Genomic DNA, 24,259 nt, shown 5'->3' on the forward strand with positions numbered 1-24,259 from the left:
TCGGAACTCGTACGCGGATCGGCCCGTTCAGCGTCGGCGCAGGAAGTCGCGCGTCTCCTCGAAGACCCGGTAATACTCCGGAAGCCAGGAGAAGTGCTGGACGAATCCGTGGCCCGCGCCGTCGTACCGGCTCACCGTCGTCTCCACACCGGCTTCGCGCAGCCGCCGGCCGTAGAGCTCGCCCTCGTCGCGCATCGGGTCGTACTGCCCGGTGACGACGAGGGCCGGCGGCAGTCCGGTGAGGTCGGCCCGCTTGACCGGCGAGACGAGCGGGTCGGCGGGGTCGGCCCCGCTGTCGAGGTAGAAGGCGTTGAACGGCTTGAGCCCCGCGGTCTCCAGTCCGTAACCGACCGCGTTCTCCCGCAGCGAGGCGTAGCGGTCGACGTCGAAGTCCAGGTCCAGCGAGGGGTAGTAGAGGATCTGGTGGGTGATCCGGTCGAAGCCGTCGTCGTGCGCCCTGGCCGCGACCGCGGCGGCGAAGGTGCCGCCGGAGCTGTCCCCGGCGACGGCCAGCGTCGTGCCGTCCCGGCCCAGGCCGGAGTCCTCCTCGGCGGCCCAGCGGACGACCGCGTAGCAGTCGTCGAGACCGGCGGGGAAGGCCGCCTCCGGGGCCAGCCGGTAGCCGACGGAGACGACCTTGAGCCCGGTCTCCTTCGCCAGCGAACGAGCGACGTGGTCGTGCGTTTCCAGGCTGCCGAGGAAGAACGCGCCGCCGTGGAAGTAGACCAGCACGCCGTGGCCGTCGGCCTCGTCCGGTGTGTAGACGCGTACGGGTACGTCGCCCGACGCGGTGTGCGCGGTCATGTCCTCGACCGCGTGGATCGGCAGGCGCTTGTCCACGGGAGCGACGTGCGCCTCGTCTGCGGCGCGCATGGCGACCGGGTCGAGCGGGCCTTCGGGAGGGCTGGGCAGGCCGGCGAGGAACTTGGCGATCTCCGGGTGCAGGGGCATGTCCGTCACTCCTTGGGTGCGGCGGCGGAGGGCTGCTGGCCGGGGAAGACCGATTCGATCTCCTCCGCGGACCAGCCCTGGCGGGAGATGGCCTGGAGCTTGTCGGTCACGGGCTTGCGGGTGGCCTGGTACCGGGCCAGCGCCTCCCGCACCGTGTCCGAGGCGCGCAGGGCGTCGGCGAGCGCTCCGGCGTCCTCGATGGCGGAGTTGGCGCCCTGGCCCTGGTGGTGCAGCATCGAGTGGGCGGCGTCGCCGACCAGGACCACCGAGTCCGAGTGCCAGGTGTCGATCGGGTCGATGTCGTAGACCGCGCGGATGTTCACGACGTCCATGTCGAGGTCGCGTGTGATGGCGACGAGGCGTTCGTCGAACCCCTCCACCGTCGCCAGCATGTCGTCCTTGGTGTTCTGCGGGTTCCACGTGCTGTCCGCGCACAGTGCGGTGATGTCGAACGACACCTGGCCCCGGTGGCGCAGCGGCAGCAGGTAGATCTTGGTGCCCTTGCCGACGTACATCCGCAGGTTGTCGTCGGTGACCATGCCGTGGGCGTCGTCGGCGGAGATGACCGCGCGGTAGGCGTGCTCGCCCGAGAACACCGGCTCCTTGTCGCTGAACAGCTCCTTGCGTACCACCGACTTGATGCCGTCGGCGCCGACGACGAGATCGGCCTCGACTCTTTCGCCGCCCGCGAAGGTGAGGACCGAGCGGTCGCCCTTGTCCTGGAGGCTCTCCAGCCGGTGGCCGAGGCGCACCATGCCCTCGGGCAGCACGCCCAGGAGGGCCTCGATGAAGTCGCCGCGGTGGATCAGGTGGGTGTGGGTCTGCTCGCCGTCGGCCGGCCATGCCTCTTTCATGATCGGTTCACCGGTGGCGGTGAGGATCTCGAAGTACTCGCTCGGCGAGCTGACCTTGGCGATCGCGTCGAAGATCCCCCACTCGCGGAACCTGTTCACGGTGGACGGGCGCAGTCCGATGCCGGCGCCGACCTCGCGGATCCGGCCCGCCTGCTCGTAGACGGCGACGTCCGCGCCGAGCAGGCTCAGCGCCTTGGCCGCCGCCGCGCCGCCGTATCCCGCCCCGACGACGGCGATCTTCAGTTTCTTCAGGTCCGAGGACTGCATGGTGGTTCTCTCTCTACTTCTGAAGGGCGAGGAAGCCGGCCGGGTTGTCGACGAAGACCGTCCTGATGGCGGCGTCGTCGAGACCGGCGGCGCGGAGGTCCGGGATGAGGTCCTCGAAGATGTAGTTGACGGTGTGGCCCTTGACGCCGGGCCAGCCGAGCGGGCTGCAGTTGGCGTCGGCGGAGGCGAGGACCTGCTTGATCCGGCGGCCGCCGTCGACGAACCGCAGGAAGTGGTCGAGGCGTTCCTTGCGGGGCCGGGCCCAGAACGGCGGGTCGGGCAGCTCGGTCTCGTAGCCGAAGGTGTCGAAGCCGATGCGGCCGCCCTGCTCCGCGATCCACACGTCGCGCGTCTTGTCGGCGTTGACGCCGTCGTCGACGTGCCCGAACAGGACGCGGTCCAGAGGGAGTCCTTCCTCTTCGAAGATCGCGATCGCGTTCTCGGCGTCGATCGCCAGGTGGGTGAGGATCGGTACGCCCGTGGCGAGCGCGGCGCGGGCCGCGGCCCGGTAGATGCGCTTGTCCAGGTCCGTCATACGGCCGCCGCGGCTCACCCCGACCTTGATGACCCCGGCGAGGCCACCGGTGGCGCCGATGCCGACGGTGATCTCGTGGACGAACTGCCGCATCAGGTAGTCGACGTCGGCGTTCGCGAAGTGCGGCAGGGCGGTGTCACCGCCGACGAAGCCGGTGCAGGCGACGATGTGGACGCCGGTCTTCGCGGACAGCGACTTGTAGTAGTCGACGTCGCGGCCGTTGCAGATGCCGGTCGCGTCGACGAACGTGCCGCCGCCGTACTCGTGGAAGCGGCGCAGCTTCGGGACGGTCTCCTCGTACCGCTGCTCCGGGGACTTCCACCACTTCGTGTCCAGCTCGGAGCCGGGCATGCCGTAACCGATGTGCTCGTGGACGGCCACGAGACCCAGTTCCTCGGCGGGGACCGGCCCCAGGACCGTGTTCACTCTCGACACAACACTCACCTTTGGAGAAAAGAGACTTGATGGTCGTGCGCTCCGGCGCGCTCAGCGCACCGACAGCAGGTCGCGCGGGTTGTCCACGAGGATCCGCCGCGTGTCCTCGTCGTCGAGGCCCTGGGCCTTGAGGAGCGGGACGAAAGCGGTCAGGACGTGGCTGTACGGCAGGTCGTTGGCCGCGTGCCCCTTGGCCACCCCGGTCGCGCTGCTGGAGAGCAGGACGCGGTCGCCGTGACCGGCTCGTACGAGGTCGGCGACCAGGGCGGCGCGCTCGGCGTCGGTGACGTGGGCCTCGTCCTCCACACCGACGTGGTCGAGTACGACGCAGGCGCCGCGGCGTGCGACTTCCAGGGGCGCGCCGGCGGCGACGGCGTCCTTGCGGTCGAGGCCGCCGACGGCGACGCGGTCGGCGGGGAGCCTCTCGTCCAGGACGACGTCGAGGTCGCACAGGGCGTCGGCCCCGTAGCGGATGGAGACCGCGACGCCGGTGCTCAGAGCGGTCCGGGCGGCGCCCCGGAACAGGCTCTCGTCGGTCGCGGTCATGCCCGTACGGGTCGCGGCGGTGGCCACCAGCCCTGCCGCGCCGCGGCGCTCCACCCGCGGGACGACCATGCCCTCGGTGACCTCCTTGGTGAAGAGCTCGGCGAACTTGTCGGCCGGCCACGGCGTCGGCGGGTTGGTCTGCGGGGTGAGGAAGTAGCCGCCGAGCAGTTCCTCCGGGCCCTGCCCCGTCGATGCGACGATGTGTACGCCGGTCGCGCGGGAGAGGGTCTCGTACAGCCGGACGTCGCGGCCGTGGAACATGCCGGTGCTGTCGACGACCGTGCCGCCGCCGTGGGTGCGGAAGTCCGTGAGCTTGGCGGCGAGGGTCTCGAAGATCTCCGCGCGGTCGAGGGTGACGTCGAAGGCGTACTCGGCGCCCGGCACCACCGACAGCAGCGCCTCGTGGACCGAGACGACGCCCAGTTCATCGGCCGGCACCGGTCCAAGGACGGTGTTCACGGTGTTGCTCTTGACGCTCATGCCTGCCCTCACGTGTCCGGTGGGGGTGCTGCACCGCACCCTGTGGCTTCGGTCACCGTAGCCATTCGATTTACACAACGTCAATGAAACGAACACCACGAAAAAACAATTCACCGAGGGTTGCGCGGAGGGATGTCGACTGAGCATCGAAGTGGCGCCCGGCCGACGTCGCACGAGGCGACACATGCACGGCGTGCATGTGTCGGCATGCCGATCATTCACTTGCTCGATGCGAACACCGCGCACTTCACTGAGGCCATGACCACCACCCCGCCCACCTCCGACGTGGACCTCTTCGCCGACGAGGTGGTCCTCGACCCGTACCCCGTCTACGCCGAACTGCGAGAACAGGGCCCCGTGGTCCGTCTCCGCGAGAACGACGTCTACGCGCTCACGCGGTACGACGTGATCCGCGACGCCCTCGCCGACTGGGAGTCGTACTCCTCGGACTCGATCGCATTCAATCCGTCGGCCAACGAGGCGCTGGCGGGAACCTCGCTCGCCTCCGACCCGCCGGCGCACACCCGGCTGCGCGCCACGCTCACCGAGAACCTCTCACCGCGTGCGCTGCGCGGTCTCAAACCCCGGATCGAGGCGAAGGCCGACGCCCTGGTCGCCGAACTGGTCGAGAGGGGGTCCTTCGACGCCGTCGACGCCCTCGCCCGCGCCTTCCCGCTGGAAGTCGTCGCGGACCTCATCGGCTTCACCGGCCACGTGCGCGAGAACATGCTGCGCTGGGGACAGGCCGCCATGCAGGTCCTCGGCCCCATGAACCGGCGCACGAGCGAGAACTTCCCGATAGCGGGCGAACTGTACGGCTGGTGTTCGCGGGTCCGGGCCCAGGATCTGGCAGAAGGATCCGTGGGCCGCGGCATCTTCGACGCCGAGGCGCGAGGCGCCGTTCCGCCCGGCACGGCCGGGCACATCATCCACCAGTACCTCGGCGCGGGCGTCGACACCACCGTCGCGGCGATCGGCAACATCGTCGCTCTCTTCGCCGCCCACCCCGACCAGCTCGACCTGGTCCGGGCGAACCCGCCGCTGGTGCCGGCGGCGTTCAACGAGGTACTGCGCCTGTGGCCGCCCGTCCACGCCTGGGGCCGGCGCGCCACCCGGGACGTCGACATCGACGGGGCGGTCGTCCCGGCGGGTGCCCAGGTCGCCATCCTGTTCGGCGCCGGAAACCACGATCCCCGGCACTACGAGAACCCGGACGCCTTCCTCGTGGAACGCAACCCCGTCGACCATCTTTCGTTCGGTTACGGTCCGCACGGCTGCGCGGGCCAGGGCCTCGCCCGTATCGAGGCGCACGCCGTGATCGCGGCGCTGTCCCGGCGCGTCGGGCGCATCGTCGTCGGCCCCGAGACCCGCGTTCCCGGCAACATCACCCGGAGCATCGAGGTGCTCCCCGTCCTGGAGGTGATCCCCGCATGAAGATCGTTCTCGACCGGCCCCGCTGCGAGGGCCACGGCCTGTGCGAGGAGGCAGCCCCGCAGCTCATGCACCTGGACGACGAGGGCGAACTCGTGCTGGACCGCGAGGAGGTCGACGGGGCCGACGCCGCCCTGGCGAACGCCGCCGCCCGGGTGTGCCCGGTCGCCGCGCTGAGGGTCGCGTGAGCGGCACGCCCCGCCGGATCGTCGTCGTGGGCAACGGCATCGCCGGGCTCACCGCGGCCGACACGCTGCGCGAGGCCGGCTTCGACGGGGAACTGACCGTCGTCGGCGACGAAGGCCGTCCCGCGTACAGCCGCCCGGCCCTGTCGAAGGCACTGCTGCTCGACGGCGACGACACGGCGTCGCACGAGCTCCCGCCGACCGGTCACGGGGCGACCGAGCTGCTCGGCGTACGCGCCGCCGGGCTCGACCCCGAGCGCCGGCTCGTCACCCTCGACGACGGAACGAACCTGCCCTACGACCGGCTCGTGCTGGCCACCGGCTCCCGGGCGCGACGGTTGTCCGACCTGCCCGAGGAGCTCACCCTGCGCGGGCTCGACGACGCGCTCGCCCTGCGCGGCCGGCTGGCGGCCGAACCGTCGGTCGTGGTGGTGGGCGGAGGCCCGCTCGGTATGGAGATCGCGTCCGGGTGCCTGGCCGCCGGCTGCCGGGTCACCCTCGTCTCCCAGGGCGTGCCGATGGTCCTCCAACTCGGCGCGTACCTCGCCGGCGTCTTCCGCACGGCCGCGCTCGACCGCGGTCTCACCGTCGTCGAGACCGCGGCGGCACACCTCGAGCGGGGGGCCGGAGGCATCCGGGTCGCCCTCGACGAGGGCCCTGTCCTGGAGGCGGAGTTGACCATCACCGCCGCCGGCGACGTGCCCAACACGGAATGGCTCGCGGGCACGGGACTCGTGGCGAAGGGCGCCGTGCCCGTCGACTCCCGTGGGCTGGCGCGGCCCGACGTGGCGGCAGCGGGCGACCTGGCGGTACTGCCCACCGCGCACGGGCCGCGCCGGATCCCGCTGTGGAGCAGCGCGATCGAGCAGGCGAAGGTCGCCGCCCGGGCACTCGTACGCGGCGACGAGGCCCCTCCCCTCCGGCTCCAGCCCTACTTCTGGACGGAGCAGTTCGGGCTGAGCCTGAAGGCGGTGGGTCACTTCCCGGTGGCAGGGGAGCCGGAGTACCTCGACGGTGGACCGGGAGGCGGACCGGCGCTGATGCGCTGGTCGCGCCGGGACGGCAGCGGCGACGTGGCGGCGCTCGACTACCGGATCCCGATCCCCCGGCTGCGTCGGACGGCGCGGGCGACCACGTAGGGTTCGCCGCATGGGCACAGAGGCCGAGGGCACCACGGGTACGGACCTGGACCGACTGGCGTCGGTCAATCTCAACCTGCTGGTGCCCCTCCTCGCGCTCCTGGAGGAGCGTTCGGTGACCCGGGCCGCGCAGCGGGTCGGTCTGTCGCAACCGGCGATGAGCCACGCCCTGACGCGGATGCGCCGGATGCTGGGGGACGACCTCGTCGTCCCGCACAAGGCGGGCGCCACACTCACCCCGCGCGCGCTGGAGCTGCTGGGGCCGCTGCGCGGGGCCCTGCGGCAGACGGCACGCGTAGTGAACTTCCCGTCCTTCGACCCCTTGGCGGATCAGCGGGTCATCACGGTCGCCATGACCACCAGCACGGCGTTCGTCGTGGGTCCCCGTCTGACGCGGCTCGTCGCCGAGCGCGCTCCGCACGCCACGCTGCGGCTGCGCACGTTCACGGTGCCGACCGAGGCCACCTTCACCGACCAGGGCGTCGACGTCGCGCTGATCTCCGAAGGGCACTTCTCGCCGTACCCCCGCGAGCGGCTCTACAACGACCGCTGTGTGGTGGCGGCCTCACCGGACACGCCGCCGGAAGCGAGCGCCCTCGACCTGCTCACCACGCAGCCGCACGTCGTCGTCGACACCGAACGCCGGGTCTTCCCGTACGCGCTCTTGGAGGAGAAGGGCATCCCCTACCGGGTCGGCCAGTTGAGCTCCGACTTCCTCCTCGTGCCCTTCCTGGTCGCACGCGCGGGCGGCGTCGCCCTCCTTCGGCACCGGGTCGCGATCACCATGCGCTCGCTCGCCGGCCTGCGGATCGAGGAGTTCCCGTTCCCGCTGCCGGGGCTCGGGATCGACATGGTCTGGAATCCCCGCCTGGGCGATCAGTACTTCGTCGAATGGCTTCGGACGCTGCTCTTCGACGCGGCCGCGCCCGCCTGACGTCCCGCCTGAGCCTCGGCGTCAGGTCAGCAGCCGCACCCAGCTGGCGGCGAGCTCGTCGATCATCTGGTCACGGCTGAGCTTCCAGTCGACGCGGTCCCAGTGCTGGGCGACGAAATCCAGCTCGGCCATCGCGAGGACGCCTCGGAAGTGCCGCTGGTGCGGCTCGAGGCGTCCGGCTGCCGCCAGTCCGTCCTCGATGTCGCTGATGGCCTCCTCCAGCCATCGCTCGACCAGGTCGGGAAGTTCCGGATCGACCACCGAGGCGTCGCGGCCGATGCGGATGATCGGCCGGATGGCCGGCCAGATGTCGGCGGTCCGCCGCAGCCATGCCGTGATCGCCTCCGGCGTCCCCTCGGCGACGGTGGCGACGAGGTCCCGTGCCGTGGAGCCGTGCTCGGGGGAACGGACACGTTGCAACGCCTCGTTGAGCTGCTCGTCGATGAGCGCCTTCATCAGGTCGCTGCGGGAGGGGAAGTACGCGTAGAAGGTCACCCGCGTGGTGCCCGCCGCGGTCGCGATGTCGTCGACCGTGGTGGCGGCGTAGCCCTTCGTCTTGAAGGTCTCGAGTCCTGACTCCAGCAGCAGGCGGCGGGTCATCCGCTTCTGCGCCTCACGAAGGTTCGCCATGACCGGATCCTAACGTGCCGCGCACATCGAACGTACAGAGCGCCTCCGTACAGAACAGCCTGTACATACCCTTGACGCACCGTAAAGCGAGTGTCATTCTCCACGGCATCACGCCCGACTCGCGTCGTGCCCCTCTCCCCCACCGCGCACGCAGAGCCGAGCCCTTCCACGCTTCGAGGCCTCCCGCTTCCGGGGACGCCCGTCCTTTCCCAGCCAGGGAGATCAGCAATGACGCTCAACAACGGGACGACGACGTCCCCGGGCCCAACCGCGGGGGCCGCCCGGACACCGGGCTACGCGGGGACACTGGCTGCCGCCTGCGCCGCGGTCTTCGTGGCCCAGGTCGCGAACGCGCTGCCCGCCTCACTGAACGGGCTGCTCCAGGAGGACCTCCGCACGCACGGGTCCCAGCTCACCTGGATCACCGCCGCGTTCATGATCGCCGTAGTCTGCTTCGAGTTCACCTTCGGCGTCCTCGGCGACCTCTTCGGCCGGCGCAGGCTCGTCGTGGCCGGCACGGCCCTGGTCGCGGCGGGCAGCACCGTGGCCGCGCTCGCGCCGACCGTCCAGGTGCTGTGGATCGGTGCCGCCCTCAACGGACTGGGCGCCGGCGCCATGTTCCCCGGCTCGCTCACCGCGATCACCTCCGTCACCCGCACCACGCGGCAGCGGGCGCACGCAGTGGCCGTCTGGAGCGGCTTCCTGTCCGCCGGCGCCGCCGTCTCGCCCCTGCTCGGCGGCATGTTCGCCAAGGTCGGCTCGTGGCGCGGCTCCTTCTGGGTGCTCGTCGGGCTCGCACTGGTCAGCACGGTGCTCACCCTGGTACTGGCCAAGGAGTCGAAGGCCCCCGAGGGCCGCAGGTTCGACGTGCCGGGTCAGATCACCTTCGCCGTGGGCCTCGTCCTGGTGCTGTACGGCGCCGTCGAGGGGCCCGAGTCGGGCTGGACCACCCTGCCCGTCATGCTGGCCTTCGCCCTCGGCGCGTGTTTCCTCGCCGCGTTCGTACTGGTGGAGCTGGGTGCCGAGTCCCCGATCCTCGACCTGAATCTGTTCCGCAACCGGGCCTTCACGGTGTCGTCCGTCGTCGCGGTCATCGGCATGCTCGCCTTCCTCGGCGCCTGCTTCGCGACGAGCATGTGGCTGGGTCCGGTGCAGCACCAGGACCCGATCCGCGTCGCCATCCCCTTCCTGCTCCTCCAGGGACCGGCCTTCCTGCTCATCCCCGTCGTCTCCCGGCTCCTGCACCGGGTCGCCGCGTCCTGGCTGCTCACCTCCGGCTTCGTCCTGATGGCGATCGGCTGCCTGCTGTGCACCGGGCTGGACGTCACCGACCCGCACCTCGGTCCCTTCGTGGCGCCCGCGCTGCTGATCGGCGTCGGCTTCGCCCTGACGGTGAGTTCGGTGACGGCCGTGGCGCTGAACAGCGTGCCCCAGCAGCTGGCGGGCATGGCCAGCGCCACCACCAACATGCTGCGCGACCTGGGCTTCGCCCTCGGACCCGTCGTCGTCGGCGCGGTCGCCCTGAGCAACGCGGGGTCGGCCTTCGCGGCGAACCTGTCCGGCGCGGATCTGCCGGCCGACCAGGCTGCGGCGGCGCGCGCGGTCGCCGAGGCCGGAGGACCCATCGCCGTGAACAGCCTGCCGCCCGGGGCGCCGGGGTCCGCGGCACACGGACTGGCCCTGGACGCGCTGGGCAGCGGCTTCGGCACCGCGTTCCTGGTCTGCGGGGTGGCGGCCGCCGTCGCCGCGGCGTTGACGGCCTTCGGCATGACCGGCGTCCGCTCCCACCGTTGCGCCGGAAGCGAGGAGTCGGCCGCGCTGCCGTCGGGAGGCGACGGCAGCCCCGAGTCGGCCCTCGTCAAGTAGGCGGGCGGCCGCCTCGCCCGACGGGCCGGACGGCAACGCGGATCTTCGGGCGAGGCCGTACCGGGCGGGCGCCGGTCATCACGACCGGTGCCCGCCCGCGGCTCCGGTGCGGGACCGGGCCAGGGCGGACCTGGACCGGACGACCCGCGTCGTTCCGTCCCACACATTGACATGAACGCGGCCGGGCGCAACGCTGAGAGCGCTCTCAGAATCGGTACGGACCAATTCCCCCACACCCGCACGGAGGTGGAGAGTGCTCTCCCGACTCAGACACCGTCTGCTCGCCGTGGCCGCGGCCGCAGGCCTGACCGGCGCCCTGCTCACGTTCGGCGCCGCACCGCCCGCGGACGCCGCGGTGCCCGCCACCATCCCCCTGACGATCACCAACAACTCCGCCCGCGGTGACGCCGTCCACATCTACAACCTGGGCACCTCGCTGACGACGGGTCAGCAGGGCTGGGCGGACGAGAACGGCACCTTCCACGCCTGGCCCGCCGGCGGCAGTCCCCCCACCCCCGCACCCGACGCGTCCATCCCCGGACCGGCCGCCGGACAGACCAAGACCATCCGCATCCCGAAGCTGTCGGGACGCATCTACTTCTCCTACGGCCAGAAGCTGGACTTCCGGCTGACCACGGGCGGCCTGGTCCAGCCCGCCGTCCAGAACCCGAGCGACCCCAACCGCAACATCCTCTTCAACTGGTCCGAGTACACGCTCAACGACGGCGGACTGTGGCTGAACAGCACCCAGGTCGACATGTTCTCCGCGCCCTACACGGTCGGCGTGCAGCGCGCCGACGGCGGCGTGATCAGCGCCGGACAGCTCAATCCCGGTGGTTACAACGGGGTGTTCAACGCGCTGCGGGCGCAGCCCGGCTGGGGCGGCCTGATCCAGACCCGGCCCGACGGCACCGTGCTGCGGGCGCTGGCGCCGCTGTACGGGGTGGAGACCGGGGCGCTGCCCGCCTCGGTCATGGACGACTACATCAACCGGGTCTGGCAGAAGTACGCGACGACCACGCTCACCGTCACGCCCTTCGGGGACCGGCCGGACACCAAGTACTTCGGGCGGGTGTCGGGCAACGTCATGAACTTCACCAACAGCTCCGGCGCGGTCGTCACCAGCTTCCAGAAGCCCGACGCCTCCAGCGTCTTCGGCTGCCACCGGCTCCTGGACGCGCCCAACGACCAGGTGCGCGGGCCGATCTCCCGCACGCTGTGCGCCGGCTTCAACCGCTCGACGCTGCTGAGCAACCCCAACCAGCCCGACCCCTCGGCGGCGAACTTCTACCAGGACTCGGTGACCAACCACTACGCCCGGATCATCCACGACCACATGGCCGACGGGAAGGCGTACGCGTTCGCCTTCGACGACGTCGGCAACCACGAGTCGCTGGTGCACGACGGCAGCCCGGCCGAGGCCCGGCTCACCCTCGCGCCGCTCGACTGACCCGGCCGGGACAAGAGTCCGCCCCCGCTCGCCGCATGTGCGGAGGGCGGGGGCGGGCCCTTGGTGCGGCACGCCTCACGGGGCGGCTTGCGCGCCGCACCGGCCCGGTCAGGCGCCGGGCAGTACGCCGGTGCGGGCGACCTCGGAGTACCAGCGCGCGCTCGCCTTGGGGATGCGGGTGCCGGTCGGGTAGTCGACGTAGACGGCGCCGAAGCGCTTGCTGTAGCCGTGGGCCCACTCGAAGTTGTCCAGCAGCGACCACAGGAAGTAGCCGCGCACGTCCGCGCCGTCCAGGATGGCCTGATGGACGGCGGCCAGGTGGCCGCGTACGTAGGCGATCCGGGCGGGGTCGTTGACCCGGCCCTCGGGGTCGGCGTAGTCGTCGAAGGCGGCGCCGTTCTCGGTGATGACCAGCGGCAGCCTCGGGAAGTCGGCGGCCAGCCGGCGCAGCAGGTCGTACAGGCCGCTCGGGTCGACGGCCCAGCCCATGGCGGTGGTGTCGCCGGGCGGCTGGTGGAAGGCGACGCGGTCGGCTCCCGGCCAGGGGCTGTGGGAGCTGTTGCCGTGTCCGTCGGAGGTGTGGGTGGCGCTGCCGTCGGTCCCGGAGACGACGGTGGGCGTGTAGTAGTTGACGCCGAGGAAGTCCAGCGGCTGGTGGGCCTGGCGCAGGTCGCCGTCCTGGACGAAGGACCAGTCGGTCAGCTCGGCGGTGTCCTTGAAGAGGTCTTCCGGGTACGCGCCGTTCAGCATGGGTCCGGTGAAGACCCGGTTGGCGAGCGCGTCGATCCGGCGGACCGCGTCGGCGTCGCCGTCGCTTCCGGTGAGCGGGCGGACGTGGTGGACGTTGAGGGTGACGGACACCTGGGCGTCGGCGCGGACCCGGTCGCGCAGCGCCTGGGCGGCCAGGCCGTGCGCCAGATTGAGGTGGTGTGCGGCGCGCAGGGCGGCGACCGGGTCGGTGCGGCCGGGGGCGTGCACCCCGGAGCCGTAGCCGAGGAAGGCGCTGCACCAGGGCTCGTTGAGGGTGGTCCAGGTCTTCACCCGGTCGCCGAGGGCGTCGGCGGCGAGGGCCGCGTACTCGGCGAACCGCTCGGCGGTGGCGCGCTCGGGCCAGCCGCCGGCGTCCTCGAGCTCCTGGGGCAGGTCCCAGTGGTAGAGGGTGGCGACGGGCTGGATGCCCTTCTCCAGCAGCTCGTCCACCAGCCGCCGGTAGAAGTCCAGGCCCTTCTGTACGGCGGGGCCGCGGCCGGTGGGCTGGATCCGGGGCCAGGCGAGGGAGAAGCGGTAGGCGCCCAGGCCGAGTTCGGCCATCAGGGCGACGTCCTCGCTCCGGCGGTGGTAGTGGTCGGTGGCGACGTCACCGGTGTCGCCGTTGCGGACCCGGCCGGGGGTACGGGCGTAGGTGTCCCAGATGGACGGGGTGCGGCCGTCCTCCGCGGCGGCCCCCTCGATCTGGTAGGAGGCGGTCGCGGAGCCCCAGAGGAAGCCCTTGGGGAAGGTGCGGGCGGCGTCCGGGGCGGACGCGGTCTGCTGTGCTGCGGTGACCACGTAAGTCCTTTCGGTGGTGGATGTGTGCGCGGGGCGCGTGCCCGGAGAAGTGGCGAACGGCCCGGACGGCGCGGGGCCGGGCCGCACGGCGGCGGATCAGCCCTTGACGGCGCCGGCCATGATGCCGCTGACGATCTGGCGGCCGAAGACGACGAACATCGCCAGCAGCGGCAGCGTGCCGAGCAGCGCGCCGGCCATGATCAGCGACTGGTCGCGGACGTAGCCCGCGCTGAGCTGGGTGAGCGCGACGGGGACCGTCGGGTTGGTCATGTCGAGGACCACGAACGGCCAGAAGAAGTCGTTCCACGCGTGCACGAACGTGATCATGAACAGGACGGCCATCGCGGGCCGCGCGATGGGCAGCACGATGCTCCAGAAGATGCGCAGCGAGTGCGCCCCGTCCACGCGTCCGGCCTCGACGAGTTCGTCCGGCAGCGCCTCCGTCAGGTACTGGCGCATGAAGAACACGCCGACCGCGCTCACCAGCGTCGGGAAGATGACGGCGGGCAGCTGCTGCGACCAGCCGAGGTCGGCCATCATCATGAACAGCGGCACGACGGCGAGCTGCGGCGGCACCATCATGGTGCCGATCACCAGCATGAGCAGGGCGTTGCGCCCCTTGAACCGCAGCTTGGCGAAGGCGAACCCGGCGAGCGTCGCGAACAGCACCGTGGACAGGGCGATCACCCCGGCCACGATGAGGCTGTTGATCATGGCCTTGCCCATCGCCGCCTCGTCCCAGGCCCGGGCGAGGTTGCTGAACAGGTTCGGGCCGGGCAGGAACGGGGGCGGCGTCTGGCTGACCCGGGTGTTGTCGGTGGACGCGGCCACCATCGTCCAGTACAGCGGGAAGATCGACAGGATCGCCATGATGGCGAGCAGCACGTAGGCGAGGGGGCCGGCGTGGTGCTGGCGGCCCGCGCGCTGGCGCAGCAGCCGGCGGCCACCGCGGCCGCTCGCCTTCACGGCGGGGGTCCGGGCCGGGGCGTCGGTCCGGGCCGGGAGACTTTGGGTGGTCATGGCGGCTCCAGGTCAGGACGTACGGGAGCGCAGGCGCTTGATGACGCGCTGCACGACGAAGACGAGGACCAGCAGCATGAACATCGCCCAGGCGACGGTCGCGGAGCGGCCCATCTGGTAGTTCTTCCAGCCCTCCTCGTACAGCAGCAGGCCCAGCGTCTGGTACTGGTTGTCCGCGCCGCCGGTGACACCGTTGGGTCCCTGGCCGAAGATCAGCGGCTCGCCGAAGAGCTGGGTGGCGCCGATCGTGGAGAGCACGATGGTGAAGACGATGGTGGAGCGGATCCCGGGGACGGTGACGTGGATGAACTGCTGCCACCGGGAGGCCCCGTCGAGGGAGGCCGCCTCGTACCGGTCGGCGGGGATGGCCTGCATCGCGGCCAGGTAGAGCAGCGCGTTGTAGCCGGTCCAGCGCCAGATGACGATGGTGGAGATCGCGATCTGGGAGGGCCACTTGTCGGCCTCCCAGTCCACCGGGTCGATCCCGACCGAGCCGAGCGCCCAGTTGATCATGCCGAAGTCGCGCTCGAAGATCATGGTGAAGACGAGGGCGGCCGCGGCGACGGAGGTGGCGTAGGGGACCAGGGAGGCGACCCGGAAGAACAGCGAGGCGCGCATCCGGTAGTTGAGCAGGTGCGCCATGCCGAGCGCCATCATCAGCTGCGGCACCGTGGAGATGACGCCGATGGTGATGGTGTTCTGCAGCGCGTTCCAGAACCGCGAGTCGCCCCACAGCTGCACGTAGTTGTCGAACGCCACCCACTCCATGACATCGAGGGTGGCCAGCTCCACGTCGTGCAGGGAGATCCACGAGGTGTAGATCAGGGGGTAGAAGCTGAACGCGGCGAAGACGATGAAGAACGGCGCGACGAACGCGTACGGGGCGCCCTTGATGTCGAGCCGGTGCCAGAGAGCGCCGCGCCGCCGGGCGGGGCTCTCGCCGCCCGTCCGCGGGGACGGGCGCTCGGGCTCGCCCCCGGCCAGGGCCTTGGTGGTGGAGGTGGCCACCGGTCTTCCTTCCTGAGAGCGGATGTGTGCGCCGGCGCCGGGCCCGCCGGCCAGGACCTGTGCCTGGACGCGGGCGGACCCGGGTGGCCTCGGGAGCGGTGAGTCAGCCGACCGCCTTCTCGATGCGCTCCCCGGTGGTCTTCCACGCCTCGTCACGCGAGGCGTCTCCCTGCTCGATCAGGGCCAGGCCCTGGGAGAAGGTGTCCTTGATCGTGCCGTCCTTGCGGCCGAGGACCTGCTTGTCCGGGATCTCCTGGGCGGCCGCTCCGAAGATCTGGCCGATCGGCGCCCCGCTGAAGTACTCGGACTTGGCGTTCTTCACGTCGGGGCTGTCCAGCGCCTCGCGCGAGGAGGGGATGTTGCCGATCTCCTTGAAGATGTGGGCCTGCTGCTCGGGCGCGGTCAGCCAGGCGACGAGCTTCTTGGCCTCCTCCTTCACCGGGCTCTGCTCGACCACGCCGAGGAAGGAGCCGCCCCAGTTGGCGCCCTTGGGGGCCTTGGCGACGTCCCACTTGCCCTTGTTCGCGTCACCGGCCTTCTCACTGATGTGGCTGAGCATCCACGCCGGGCACACCGCGGTGGCGAAGGTGCCGTTGGCCAGGCCCGGGTCCCAACCGGGTTGGAACTGGCGGAGCTTGGCCGTCAGCCCGTCCTCCGCCGCGTCGGCGGAGAGGTTCCAGGCCTCCTTGACGGCCGGGTTGGTGTCGTAGATCAGCTCGCCCTTGTCGTCGTAGTACTGCTCGGGGTAGCCGTAGACCATGGCGTTGAACAGGCCGCTGGCCGCGTCCATGTAGGCCACGTCCCCGCCCTTGAAGCCCTTCTTGAAGGTGCGGCCGACCTCGACGTACTTGTTCCAGTCGCCCTCCCAGAGCTTGGCGACCTCCTCGCGGTCGGTGGGCAGGCCCGCCTTCTCGAAGTAGTCCTTGCGGTAGCAGACGGCCATCGGGCCGATGTCGGTGCCCAGGCCCAGCACCTTGCCGTCCTCGGTGCTGATCTGGGACTCCTTCCACGGCAGGAAGTGGTCGGTGCCCGGCACGTCTGAGAAGTCCGCGAACTTGTCCGCCTGGGTGTCGGTGATCTCCTTGGCCCGGCCGATCTCGATGCCCTGGATGTCCTTCAGGCCCTTGCCCGCGGCGAGCCTGGTCTGCAGCGCGGTGTAGTACGTCTGCTCGTCGCCGGCGATCTCGGCCTTGATGTCGACGTTGGGGTTCTCCTTCTCGTACTGCTCGAGAAGGCCCGTCTCCTTGATGCCCATCACCCCGTACATGCCCATGGTGATGGTGACCTTGCCGTCCTTCTTGCCACCGCCGGTGGCCGAGTCGTCGCTGCCTCCGCAGCCGACGACGAGCGCCAGCGCGCCGACGGCCGCGGCCGTCGCCACCGCCTTTCTGCGCAATGAACCGAGAGTGCCCATGGATCTCCTCCTAGCGACGGCGCTGACACATCGGAGTGACGAGTTCTGCGATGACTACTGCGATGGCTACAGCGATGAAAGACAGCGGCTCGAACACGGGGTGGGAACGTGCCCAATTTTGGTGGGCACGTTCCCACCGGCGCATCGAAGACTCGTGGCAACCGGCCGATCTGTCAATGACTTGAACGCAAGTTCCCCCGGCCACCCGCACGCCGCGTTCGCTTCCCGGAGGCCGGGGGGTGCTCCGCCGACCGCGGTGTCTGCAAGAATTGCCGCAGGTCACCTCCGCGGCAGGCATCGCCGCCGCGGCCGCCGAGGGGGGAGTACATGACCGGCAACCGCCGTCCAACGATCAAAACGGTCGCCGCCCGCGCCGGCGTGGGCCGCACCACGGTCTCCCGTGTCGTCAACGGCTCGGAGCTGGTCAGCGCCGACGCCCGGGAGAGAGTGCTTGCGGCGATCAAGGAACTCAACTACGTTCCCAACTCGGTCGCCCGCGGCCTGGTGACCAACCGCACCAACGCCGTGGCCCTGGTGATCCCGGAGTCGGAGAGCCGGCTCGGCTCGGAGCCGTTCTTCGCCGCGCTCATCCGCGGAGTCAGCGGCGCCCTCGCCGAGAGTCGCACCCAGTTGCAGCTGATGCTCGTCCGTGACCAGGCCGAGCGGGACCAGCTGACCGAGTCGGTCGCGACCCGTCGCGTGGACGGCGTGCTGCTGGTCTCGGTGCACGCCGAGGACCGGCTGCCGGGCATGCTGGAGGAGATGGGCCTGCCGACCGTGCTCGCCGGGCGCCGCGACGCGGGCGAACGGCTGAGCTACGTCAACTCCGACAACGCCGGCGGGGCGGCCGCCGCGGTGCGGCATCTGCTGGGCAGCGGACGGCGACGGGTCGCCACGATCACCGGCCCGCTGGACATGGACGTCGGCCGCAGCAGGCTCGCCGGCTGGCGCGCCGCGCACGTGGAGGCGGGCGTTGCGGCGAGGGAACTCCTCGTCGAGGCGGGTGACTTCACCGAGGAGGGCGGCGCGCGCGCCATGCGTTTGCTTCTTGAACGCGCCCCGGACCTGGACGCCGTCTTCGCCGCGTCCGACCTCATGGCGGTCGGTGCCCTGGCCGAACTGCGCCGGTGGAAGCGGCAGGTGCCGGGGGACGTCGCCGTCGTCGGCTTCGAGGACTCCATCCTGGCCCGCCACACCAACCCGCCCCTGACGACGGTGCGTCAGCCGGTGGAGGAACTGGGCCGGACCATGGCCCGCATCCTGACCGACATCACGCAGCACGGTGCGCCCCGGCAGCAGATGACGCTGCCGACGGAGCTGGTGGTGCGCGAGTCGTCGTAGGGCCGGGCGCTTTTGCGGGCGACACTCCAGGGCGTCGCGGCCGCCGCAACCCCGGCCGGGCTGTTACGAGGCCGCCCGTTGCCGCTCGAGCCGTTCCAGGACGCGCCGGCGGAGCAGTTCGTACTCCGCGCGGAGCCGGCGTATCTCTGGCGGCCGGGGGACGACGGTGCCGCCGATGACGGTCTCGTGCGGGCCGAACTGCTCCCGGGTGAGGTCGACCTCCAGGCCCGGGCCCAGCCGGTTCCACCAGTGGTAGTCGATCCGCTCGCCCGCGACGTGCACCTCGCCCCGGATCAGCTCGCCGCCCAGCAGGTCGTGGAGCACCATGGCGGTCACGCCGCACTGGTCCCTGGCCGGGTTGTCCCGGGTCCACTGCGACCGGAACTCGGGCGTGCACGTGTCGGCACCCCAACTGCTGCGGACGGCCCGCTCGATGTCGGTGAGGACCAACGGTCTCATGCCGTCCATTGTGCCGGTGGGCACTGACAATCGACCGCCGCCGGACGATCAGCCCGCGTCGGGAAACACCTCCGGGCAACCCGTCCCGTCCGCCTGCCGCCGTGCTCGACGGGCGTTCTCCTCGCGCACCTCGTCCAGCCACCGCCACGGTTTGATCTCGTCCAGGGTGAGGCCCGGGCAGGTGAGCTGGTGGGGGACGCGGCAGGTGGCCCCGGGCGAGGGTTCGTCCAGGCCGCCGTTCCAGGCCTGCCCACCGGGGTCGACGTGCCAGCGGTGGCCGCCGGGGACGAGGTGGGCGGGCACGGTGAGCAGGGGTTCGAGCAGGACGTGCCGGCCGGTGTAGGTGGGACGGCGTTCGCCGGCCAGGCCGCAGTGCGGGCAGACGGGGCGGGCCGGCGGCTCGGGCCCGGTGGCGCCGTCACGGGCGGCCTGCCGCCGGTCGACGTTCTCCCAGGGCCGGGGCGCGTCGGCGGCCGGCTGCCGGTGTCCGTCGGGGCCCGGCACCGGGAAGAGGCTCGGTTCGTATGCGTCCCCCATGCCTGTGAGTGTGCGGCGCCACACGGAGGCGGGGCAGGGCGCAGGACGGGCGCACCGGCTGCACGATGGGATCATGGGGCTCGGTCGGACACCTACGGGAGCGAGGGAGTGGCGGGTGGTCGTGGGGGCCGGCTGGGAGTGGGACGAGACGCTGTTCTCCGGTACTGCTGACGCCGATCGTCTCCGTCGCGACCGGCACTTCCCCGCCTCGGGGGTGGGAGCCGGTAGGCCGACGACCGTCAGGCCGTCGGGGTCGCCGAATGTCCGGATCGCTACTGCCTTCATTGCCACTCCTTGTCCACCGGGCTCGTGCCTTTCGGACGTTGACGGACGCCCCCGTCCGCTTCGCTGAAGTGAAGTGAACCCGACTGGCCCACTCCGACCACGGCGAGCGTTTCCCCCCGGTCCTCCGTTCGTTGGGACGGGCATGATCAAGAAGCTCGCCTGTGTCTCCGCCATGGCCACCGCTCTGCTGGTCTCCGCTCCCGTCGCCGAAGCGGCCCCCGTGCCCGGCCCGTCCGCCGGTGTTCCCGGTGGTCAGCTCCTGGACGGCCTCCTCGGATCGCTGGAGGTGGGGCATCCGGCCACCTCCCCGCAGTCGCTCCTCCCCCAGGGCCTCCTCGGCAGGTGAAAGGTGGGGCGGGAGGGGGTGATTGCCCGCAATCGCCCCCTCCTCCTGCGATGACCGGTTCGGCGCTCCGCTCCATCGGCCCATCCCGGGCCCGCCAGGCCGCGGCAGGCTTCCCGTAACCACGGTCCTGGAGCCTCCAGGGAGTCATTCGAACGCGGGAGGCTCCAGTGAAGCTTGCGAGCAAGAGGCGCGCCGGTGTCGTGGTGGCGTTGCTGAGTGGTCTGGCCCTGGCCTGGACGTCGACGGCCGCGCACGCCGCGGCCGGCCCCGACGTCATCGCGCACCGCGGCTCCTCCGGCATGGCACCCGAGAACACCGCCGCCGCCATCGACCTCGCCGTCCACCAACGCGCCGACTACGTCGAAATCGACGTCCAGCGCACCAAGGACGGCAAACTCGTCAACTTCCACGACTGCACCATGGAACGCACCACCGACATCGAAGACCTCTACCCCGGCCGCCCCCGCTACCGCGTCTCCGACTTCACCTGGAACGAACTCCGCCGCCTCGACGCCGGATCCTGGTTCCACGACAAGTACGCCGGCGAGCCGCTCATCACCGTCGACGATGTCATCCGGCGCATCCAGCACAGCCGCACCGGACTCCTCGCCGAAATCAGCCCCTGCAGCCACTACACCGGTCTCGCCGACGACCTGGCCGACACGCTCCGAAGCAAGCCTCGCTACGTCCGCGAGGCCCTCGCGCGCCGGCAACTCGCCGTCCAGTCCTTCCAGACCGACGACGCGCGCGCGTTCCACGACCGGATGCCCGACATCCCCGTCGGCATCCTCGACGCCGACCGCCCCACCGACGCCGAACTGGTCGAACTCAGCCAGTGGGCCGACCAGATCAACCCCCAGCACACCGTCACCGACCAGACCCTCGTCGACCGCATCCACCGACTCGGCATGGACATCAACGTCTGGACCGTCGACGAACCCGGCGCCATCCGCACCATGACCGGCCTCGGCGTCGACGGCATCATCACCGACTACCCCCAAGCCCTCACCCAGCGCTGAGGCCGTTGTCGTCCTCGTCGTTGGCGCAGCGGAAGCCGAGGTTGCCGGACGAGGAGTCGGGGGTGTTGGAGGAGCGGGCGGCGACCCGGTAGCGGTTGCAGTAGGAGTCGTGGCACAGGTAGGAGCCGCCGCGCAGGACCCGCGCGGTCCCGGTCGCGGGGCCGTGCGGGTCCGCGGCCGGCGAGTCGGCGTAATAGGTGGGCGAGAACCAGTCGGAGCACCATTCCCACACGTTGCCCGCGGTGTTCCACAGTCCGTGGCCGTTGGGGCGGTAGGTCTTGACCGGCGCGGTGGTCAGGTGACCGTCCTCGGCCGTGTTGACGTGGGGGAAGCGGCCCTGCCAGATGTTGCAGCGCCACCGGCCGCCGGGGGTCAGCTCGTCGCCCCAGGCGTAGCGGCGGCCGGCCAGTCCCCCGCGGGCCGCGTACTCCCACTCGGCCTCGGTGGGCAGGCGCTTGCCGGCCCACCGGGCGTAGGCGGTGGCGTCGTTCCAGGAGATGTGGACGACGGGGTGGTTCTGCCGGCCGGTGATGTCGGAGTGGGCGCCCTCTGGTCGGCGCCAGTGGGCGCCCCGCACGTTGATCCACCAGGGGGCACCGGCGGCGTTGCCGAGGACGTCGGTGCCCGGGGCGGCGACCACCAGGTGGAAGACCGCCGAGGAGCCGAAGCGTTCGGCGTCGGTGACGTGGCCCGTGGCCTTGACGAAGGCGGCGAACCGGGCGTTGGTGACGGCGGTCTCGTCGATGTGGAAGGGCTTCAGACGTACCGCGTGCACGGGTGTCTCGCCGTCGGCCGGATACCCCTCCCCGAAGGCGTCCCCCATCGCGAACTCACCGCCCGGCAGGCGCACCTGGCCGCGTGTCGAGCGCGGGCGGGCGGCCGGCCCCGGTGCCGGAGGGGAATCGGTGTCTACGGCGACGGGTGCTGTCGCGGGGGCGCAGCACGGGCGGTGGGCGCGGGTCATGGGTCCTCGAATCGGGCTGCGGACGTGTCGGTGCTAGGCCTTGTACGTGGACTCGTCGAGCCCGCTCAGGGTCGGGTCGTGTCCCACCTCGCCGACGTCGTACATCGATGTCATCCAGTGGTAGAAGTTGTCGCCGCGCTCGCGCAGCACGTCGTACAGCCGGCGCATCATGCGGCCGCGGACCTCCGCCCGCTCGGGATGGGCGTAGACGTTCTGCAGCTCGTCCGGGTCGGTGTGCAGGTCGTACAGCTCGTTGACGGAGTCGGGGTTGACGACGAGTTTGTACCGGTCCTCGCGCAGCATGCGCTGGGGATAGGGGAAGTGGTGGCCGTGGAACTCGCAGACGATGTCCTCGTCCCACTCGACCGCCTCGCCCCGCACGAGGGGCAGCAGGCTGCGCGAGTCGACGGCGGGTTTCGGGTCGAGGCCCGCCAGTTCGAGGATGGTGGCGGTGCAGTCGAGGAGGCTGACGAACTCGTCGCGCACCTGGCCGCCGGGCGCGCCCGGGACCCGGAGCAGGCCGGGTGTGCGGTAGATGTCCTCGTACATCGCGGGGCCCTTGTCGTGCAGCCGGTGCGAGCCGGTGAACTCCCCGTGGTCGCAGGTGAAGAACACCGCCGTGTCGTCCACGAGGCCGAGCCGTTCCATGGCGGCCATGACCCGGCCGATCTCCATGTCGATGAGGGCCACGTAGCCCCAGTAGACCGCGATGAGCTTGCGGGTCGTCTCGATGGGCATGGTGTCGAAGGTCCAGTGTGCGCTGTAGTTGCGCTGGACCGGGGGTTTGCCCTCGAAGGTCTCGGACACCGACCGCGGCAGCTCCACGTCCGCGGGGTCGACCAGGTCGAAGTACTCGTCGGGCAGGATGTACGGCAGGTGCGGTCCGAAGAAGTGCAGGGCCAGGAAGAAGGGCCGGTCGCGTTCGTGGGCGTCGGCGGCGTACCGCTCCAGCTGCTCGATGGCGCGGGTGGCCAGGTAGTGCTCGAAGGTGGCCTCGACCGGCTGGTGCAGCCGGGCGGCGAGCAGGTTGCCGGGACCGCCGTTGGGCAGGGTGCCGCGGACGCGGTCGCTGATCTCGTACGGGGGCAGTCCGTGCTCGGCGAGGTAGGCGAGGTAGTCCGGGTGGTCGACGGGGTTGTGCCAGCCGGGCAGGTCGGGGCCGTCGAAGCCGTAGTCGGCCGCGGTGCGCCGGTTGCCGGCGTGCCACTTGCCGAAGAGGCCGCAGTTGTAGCCGTGTTCGCGCAGTGCGCGGGAGAAGGCGAACTGGTCCTCGGCCAGGTCTTCGAGGTACCCGACGTTGCGTTCGTGGTTGGCGAGGAGCTTGTGCCGGAAGGGTGCCTGGCCGGTCAGGAGGCTGGCGCGGGCCGGGGTGCAGATGGCGGTGGGGGTGTACCAGCGGTCGAAGCGGGTTCCCGTGGCGGCCAGTTCGTCGAGTGCGGGCGTGTGGGCCAGCGGGTTGCCGTAGGCGCCGAGGGTGTCCGTACGGTGCTGGTCGGTCATGAGGAAGAGGATGTTCTTCCTGGACGCGCCGGACCGAGCGCCGGACTCGGTGCCGGACTCGGTGCCGGACTCGGTGCCGGGCTGGGGAACAGGGCTGGTGCTGGACTGGGTCACTTGCCCGCTCCCGTGAAGAGGTCACCGGTGTAGTAGGTCTTGGGGTCGACGGGCTTCTTCAGCTTGCCGGCGTCGACGAAGTAGTCGTTCATGCCCTGCAGCCATTTGACGACGGTGCCGTCCTCGGTCAGCTTGTCGAGCTCCTCGACGCTGAGCACCTTGTTGTTGGCGGCGTCCGCCGCGACCTGGTCGACGGGGATCTTCAGCTTGTCGGCGGTGAGTTCGATCGCCTCGTCGGTGTGCTCGGAGCGGAACGCCATGGCCTCGCGCAGCACGGCGAGGACCTTCTTGGTCTTCTCCGGCTGGTCGGCCACCACCTTGTTGCCCGCGACGAACGCGGTGGGGAAGGAGACGTCCTCTTCGAAGTCGGCGTTCTTGGCGAGCTCGACGAGGTCGGGGACCTGCTTCTTGATCGTTGCCGCGGCCGGGTACCAGAAGCCCGCGCCGTCGACCTGCTTGGAGGAGAAGGCGGAGACGATGGTGGACGGCTCCATGGGGACGACCTTCAGGTCGTCCTTGGTCATCCCGGCCTTCTCCAGGGCCAGGGAGAGGATCATGTCGCCGGAGGTGCCCTCGGGTACGGCGACGGTCTTGCCCTTGAGCTGCTGCATCGAGGTGATGCCCGGCTGGGCGAGGACCCGGTCGGAGTTGCCGAGCGTGTTGATCGCGACGACCTTGGCCTGGCCGGAGGCGGGGAGCCACATGGCGCCGGGGCCTATGTAGCCGAAGTCGAGGTTGTTCGTGCCCAGGGCCTGGATCTGGAGCGGCCCGTTGGTGAAGACCGTGGCCTCCGCCGACAGCCCGTGCTTCTTCCACAGGCCCTTGGCCTCGGCGATGGCGATCAGGCTGGCGCCGTTGAAGTCGTTGATGTATCCGAAGCGGACCTTGTCCGACGACCCGCCGGAGGACGAGCCGCCGCCGCACGCGGCGAGCAGTGCCATGGCGGCCACGCCGGCGAGGGTGGTGGTGAGACTTCTGCGGGTGAGGACTGGGGACATGGC

The 24,259-nt window shown here is 70.9% G+C and carries 23 protein-coding genes; 9 read left to right on the forward strand and 14 right to left on the reverse strand.

The window, feature by feature from the left end:
* Window positions 1-27 precede the first annotated feature (27 nt).
* The 4 genes from ABS735_RS19040 to ABS735_RS19055 are packed head-to-tail and all read right to left on the reverse strand — an operon-like array spanning window position 28 to window position 4,068.
* On the reverse strand, window positions 28-951 hold the full coding sequence (locus ABS735_RS19040) for an alpha/beta hydrolase (RefSeq protein WP_373903222.1): 924 nt from the start codon (window positions 949-951) through the stop codon (window positions 28-30).
* 5 nt (window positions 952-956) lie between these two features.
* Window positions 957-2,072, reverse strand: a complete 1,116-nt coding sequence (locus tag ABS735_RS19045) for an FAD-dependent oxidoreductase (protein WP_373903221.1) — start codon at window positions 2,070-2,072, stop codon at window positions 957-959.
* A gap of 13 nt (window positions 2,073-2,085) precedes the next feature.
* Window positions 2,086-3,042 (reverse strand): phosphotriesterase family protein, encoded by a 957-nt coding sequence (locus ABS735_RS19050; protein WP_373903219.1) that lies wholly within the window; start codon window positions 3,040-3,042, stop codon window positions 2,086-2,088.
* Window positions 3,043-3,093: 51 nt separating this feature from the next.
* Window positions 3,094-4,068, reverse strand: a complete 975-nt coding sequence (locus tag ABS735_RS19055; RefSeq protein ID WP_373903218.1) for a phosphotriesterase family protein — start codon at window positions 4,066-4,068, stop codon at window positions 3,094-3,096.
* Window positions 4,069-4,326: 258 nt separating this feature from the next.
* On the opposite strand from ABS735_RS19055, the gene ABS735_RS19060 reads away from it, so the two are divergent.
* Genes ABS735_RS19060 through ABS735_RS19075 form a run of 4 tightly spaced genes read left to right on the forward strand, consistent with a single transcriptional unit; the run spans window position 4,327 to window position 7,757 of the window.
* Complete coding sequence (locus tag ABS735_RS19060) at window positions 4,327-5,502, forward strand: cytochrome P450 (RefSeq protein ID WP_373903217.1); 1,176 nt, start codon at window positions 4,327-4,329, stop codon at window positions 5,500-5,502.
* On the forward strand, window positions 5,499-5,687 hold the full coding sequence (locus ABS735_RS19065; RefSeq protein ID WP_373903216.1) for a ferredoxin: 189 nt from the start codon (window positions 5,499-5,501) through the stop codon (window positions 5,685-5,687). The genes ABS735_RS19060 and ABS735_RS19065 overlap by 4 nt, the downstream gene beginning before the upstream one ends.
* Entirely contained in the window at window positions 5,684-6,823 is a 1,140-nt protein-coding gene (locus ABS735_RS19070; RefSeq protein WP_373903215.1) for an NAD(P)/FAD-dependent oxidoreductase, read from the forward strand. Before ABS735_RS19065 ends, ABS735_RS19070 begins: the two co-directional genes overlap by 4 nt.
* 10 nt (window positions 6,824-6,833) lie before the next feature.
* Window positions 6,834-7,757, forward strand: coding sequence for a LysR family transcriptional regulator (locus tag ABS735_RS19075; protein WP_373903214.1), 924 nt, complete (start codon window positions 6,834-6,836; stop codon window positions 7,755-7,757).
* A gap of 21 nt (window positions 7,758-7,778) precedes the next feature.
* Here the strand turns inward: ABS735_RS19075 and ABS735_RS19080 are convergent, their stop codons facing one another.
* Window positions 7,779-8,387, reverse strand: a complete 609-nt coding sequence (locus tag ABS735_RS19080; RefSeq protein WP_373903213.1) for a TetR/AcrR family transcriptional regulator — start codon at window positions 8,385-8,387, stop codon at window positions 7,779-7,781.
* A 228-nt stretch (window positions 8,388-8,615) separates the two neighbouring features.
* Here ABS735_RS19080 and ABS735_RS19085 point away from each other — a divergent pair, with 228 nt between their 5' ends.
* Both ABS735_RS19085 and ABS735_RS19090 read left to right on the forward strand, forming a co-directional pair.
* Entirely contained in the window at window positions 8,616-10,253 is a 1,638-nt protein-coding gene (locus ABS735_RS19085; RefSeq protein ID WP_373903212.1) for an MFS transporter, read from the forward strand.
* A 253-nt stretch (window positions 10,254-10,506) separates the two neighbouring features.
* Window positions 10,507-11,703: a glycoside hydrolase family 64 protein gene (locus ABS735_RS19090; RefSeq protein ID WP_373903211.1), complete on the forward strand. Its 1,197-nt coding sequence runs from the start codon at window positions 10,507-10,509 to the stop codon at window positions 11,701-11,703.
* Window positions 11,704-11,811: 108 nt separating this feature from the next.
* Here the strand turns inward: ABS735_RS19090 and ABS735_RS19095 are convergent, their stop codons facing one another.
* From ABS735_RS19095 to ABS735_RS19110, 4 genes are all read right to left on the reverse strand, one after another.
* Window positions 11,812-13,251: a GH1 family beta-glucosidase gene (locus ABS735_RS19095; protein ID WP_373903210.1), complete on the reverse strand. Its 1,440-nt coding sequence runs from the start codon at window positions 13,249-13,251 to the stop codon at window positions 11,812-11,814.
* Window positions 13,252-13,347: 96 nt separating this feature from the next.
* The gene (locus tag ABS735_RS19100; protein WP_373903209.1) at window positions 13,348-14,271 is read right to left on the reverse strand and encodes a carbohydrate ABC transporter permease; all 924 of its coding nucleotides are present in this window, start codon (window positions 14,269-14,271) and stop codon (window positions 13,348-13,350) included.
* Between the two features lie 12 nt (window positions 14,272-14,283).
* Complete coding sequence (locus ABS735_RS19105; protein WP_373903208.1) at window positions 14,284-15,279, reverse strand: carbohydrate ABC transporter permease; 996 nt, start codon at window positions 15,277-15,279, stop codon at window positions 14,284-14,286.
* A 103-nt stretch (window positions 15,280-15,382) separates the two neighbouring features.
* Complete coding sequence (locus ABS735_RS19110; protein WP_373903207.1) at window positions 15,383-16,693, reverse strand: ABC transporter substrate-binding protein; 1,311 nt, start codon at window positions 16,691-16,693, stop codon at window positions 15,383-15,385.
* 327 nt (window positions 16,694-17,020) lie between these two features.
* On the opposite strand from ABS735_RS19110, the gene ABS735_RS19115 reads away from it, so the two are divergent.
* Window positions 17,021-18,034, forward strand: coding sequence for a LacI family DNA-binding transcriptional regulator (locus ABS735_RS19115; protein WP_373903206.1), 1,014 nt, complete (start codon window positions 17,021-17,023; stop codon window positions 18,032-18,034).
* Between the two features lie 63 nt (window positions 18,035-18,097).
* Here ABS735_RS19115 and ABS735_RS19120 read toward each other — a convergent pair whose 3' ends face one another.
* Window positions 18,098-18,493, reverse strand: a complete 396-nt coding sequence (locus ABS735_RS19120) for a YunG family protein (protein WP_373903205.1) — start codon at window positions 18,491-18,493, stop codon at window positions 18,098-18,100.
* Between the two features lie 48 nt (window positions 18,494-18,541).
* Window positions 18,542-19,030: a DUF6083 domain-containing protein gene (locus tag ABS735_RS19125; RefSeq protein ID WP_373903204.1), complete on the reverse strand. Its 489-nt coding sequence runs from the start codon at window positions 19,028-19,030 to the stop codon at window positions 18,542-18,544.
* A gap of 427 nt (window positions 19,031-19,457) precedes the next feature.
* Between ABS735_RS19125 and ABS735_RS19130 the strand changes: the two genes are divergently transcribed.
* The gene (locus ABS735_RS19130; RefSeq protein ID WP_373903203.1) at window positions 19,458-19,661 is read left to right on the forward strand and encodes a hypothetical protein; all 204 of its coding nucleotides are present in this window, start codon (window positions 19,458-19,460) and stop codon (window positions 19,659-19,661) included.
* Between the two features lie 167 nt (window positions 19,662-19,828).
* The gene (locus tag ABS735_RS19135) at window positions 19,829-20,680 is read left to right on the forward strand and encodes a glycerophosphodiester phosphodiesterase (RefSeq protein ID WP_373903202.1); all 852 of its coding nucleotides are present in this window, start codon (window positions 19,829-19,831) and stop codon (window positions 20,678-20,680) included.
* Here ABS735_RS19135 and ABS735_RS19140 read toward each other — a convergent pair.
* From ABS735_RS19140 to ABS735_RS19150, 3 genes are all read right to left on the reverse strand, one after another.
* Window positions 20,667-21,644 (reverse strand): formylglycine-generating enzyme family protein, encoded by a 978-nt coding sequence (locus tag ABS735_RS19140; RefSeq protein WP_373903201.1) that lies wholly within the window; start codon window positions 21,642-21,644, stop codon window positions 20,667-20,669. The genes ABS735_RS19135 and ABS735_RS19140 overlap by 14 nt on opposite strands.
* 33 nt (window positions 21,645-21,677) lie before the next feature.
* Window positions 21,678-23,156, reverse strand: coding sequence for a sulfatase family protein (locus ABS735_RS19145; RefSeq protein WP_476755886.1), 1,479 nt, complete (start codon window positions 23,154-23,156; stop codon window positions 21,678-21,680).
* A gap of 98 nt (window positions 23,157-23,254) precedes the next feature.
* The gene (locus ABS735_RS19150) at window positions 23,255-24,256 is read right to left on the reverse strand and encodes an aliphatic sulfonate ABC transporter substrate-binding protein (RefSeq protein ID WP_373903199.1); all 1,002 of its coding nucleotides are present in this window, start codon (window positions 24,254-24,256) and stop codon (window positions 23,255-23,257) included.
* Between the last annotated feature and the right edge of the window lie 3 nt (window positions 24,257-24,259).

It is taken from the genome of Streptomyces sp. MMCC 100 (assembly GCF_041538145.2).
Lineage (GTDB): Bacteria > Actinomycetota > Actinomycetes > Streptomycetales > Streptomycetaceae > Streptomyces.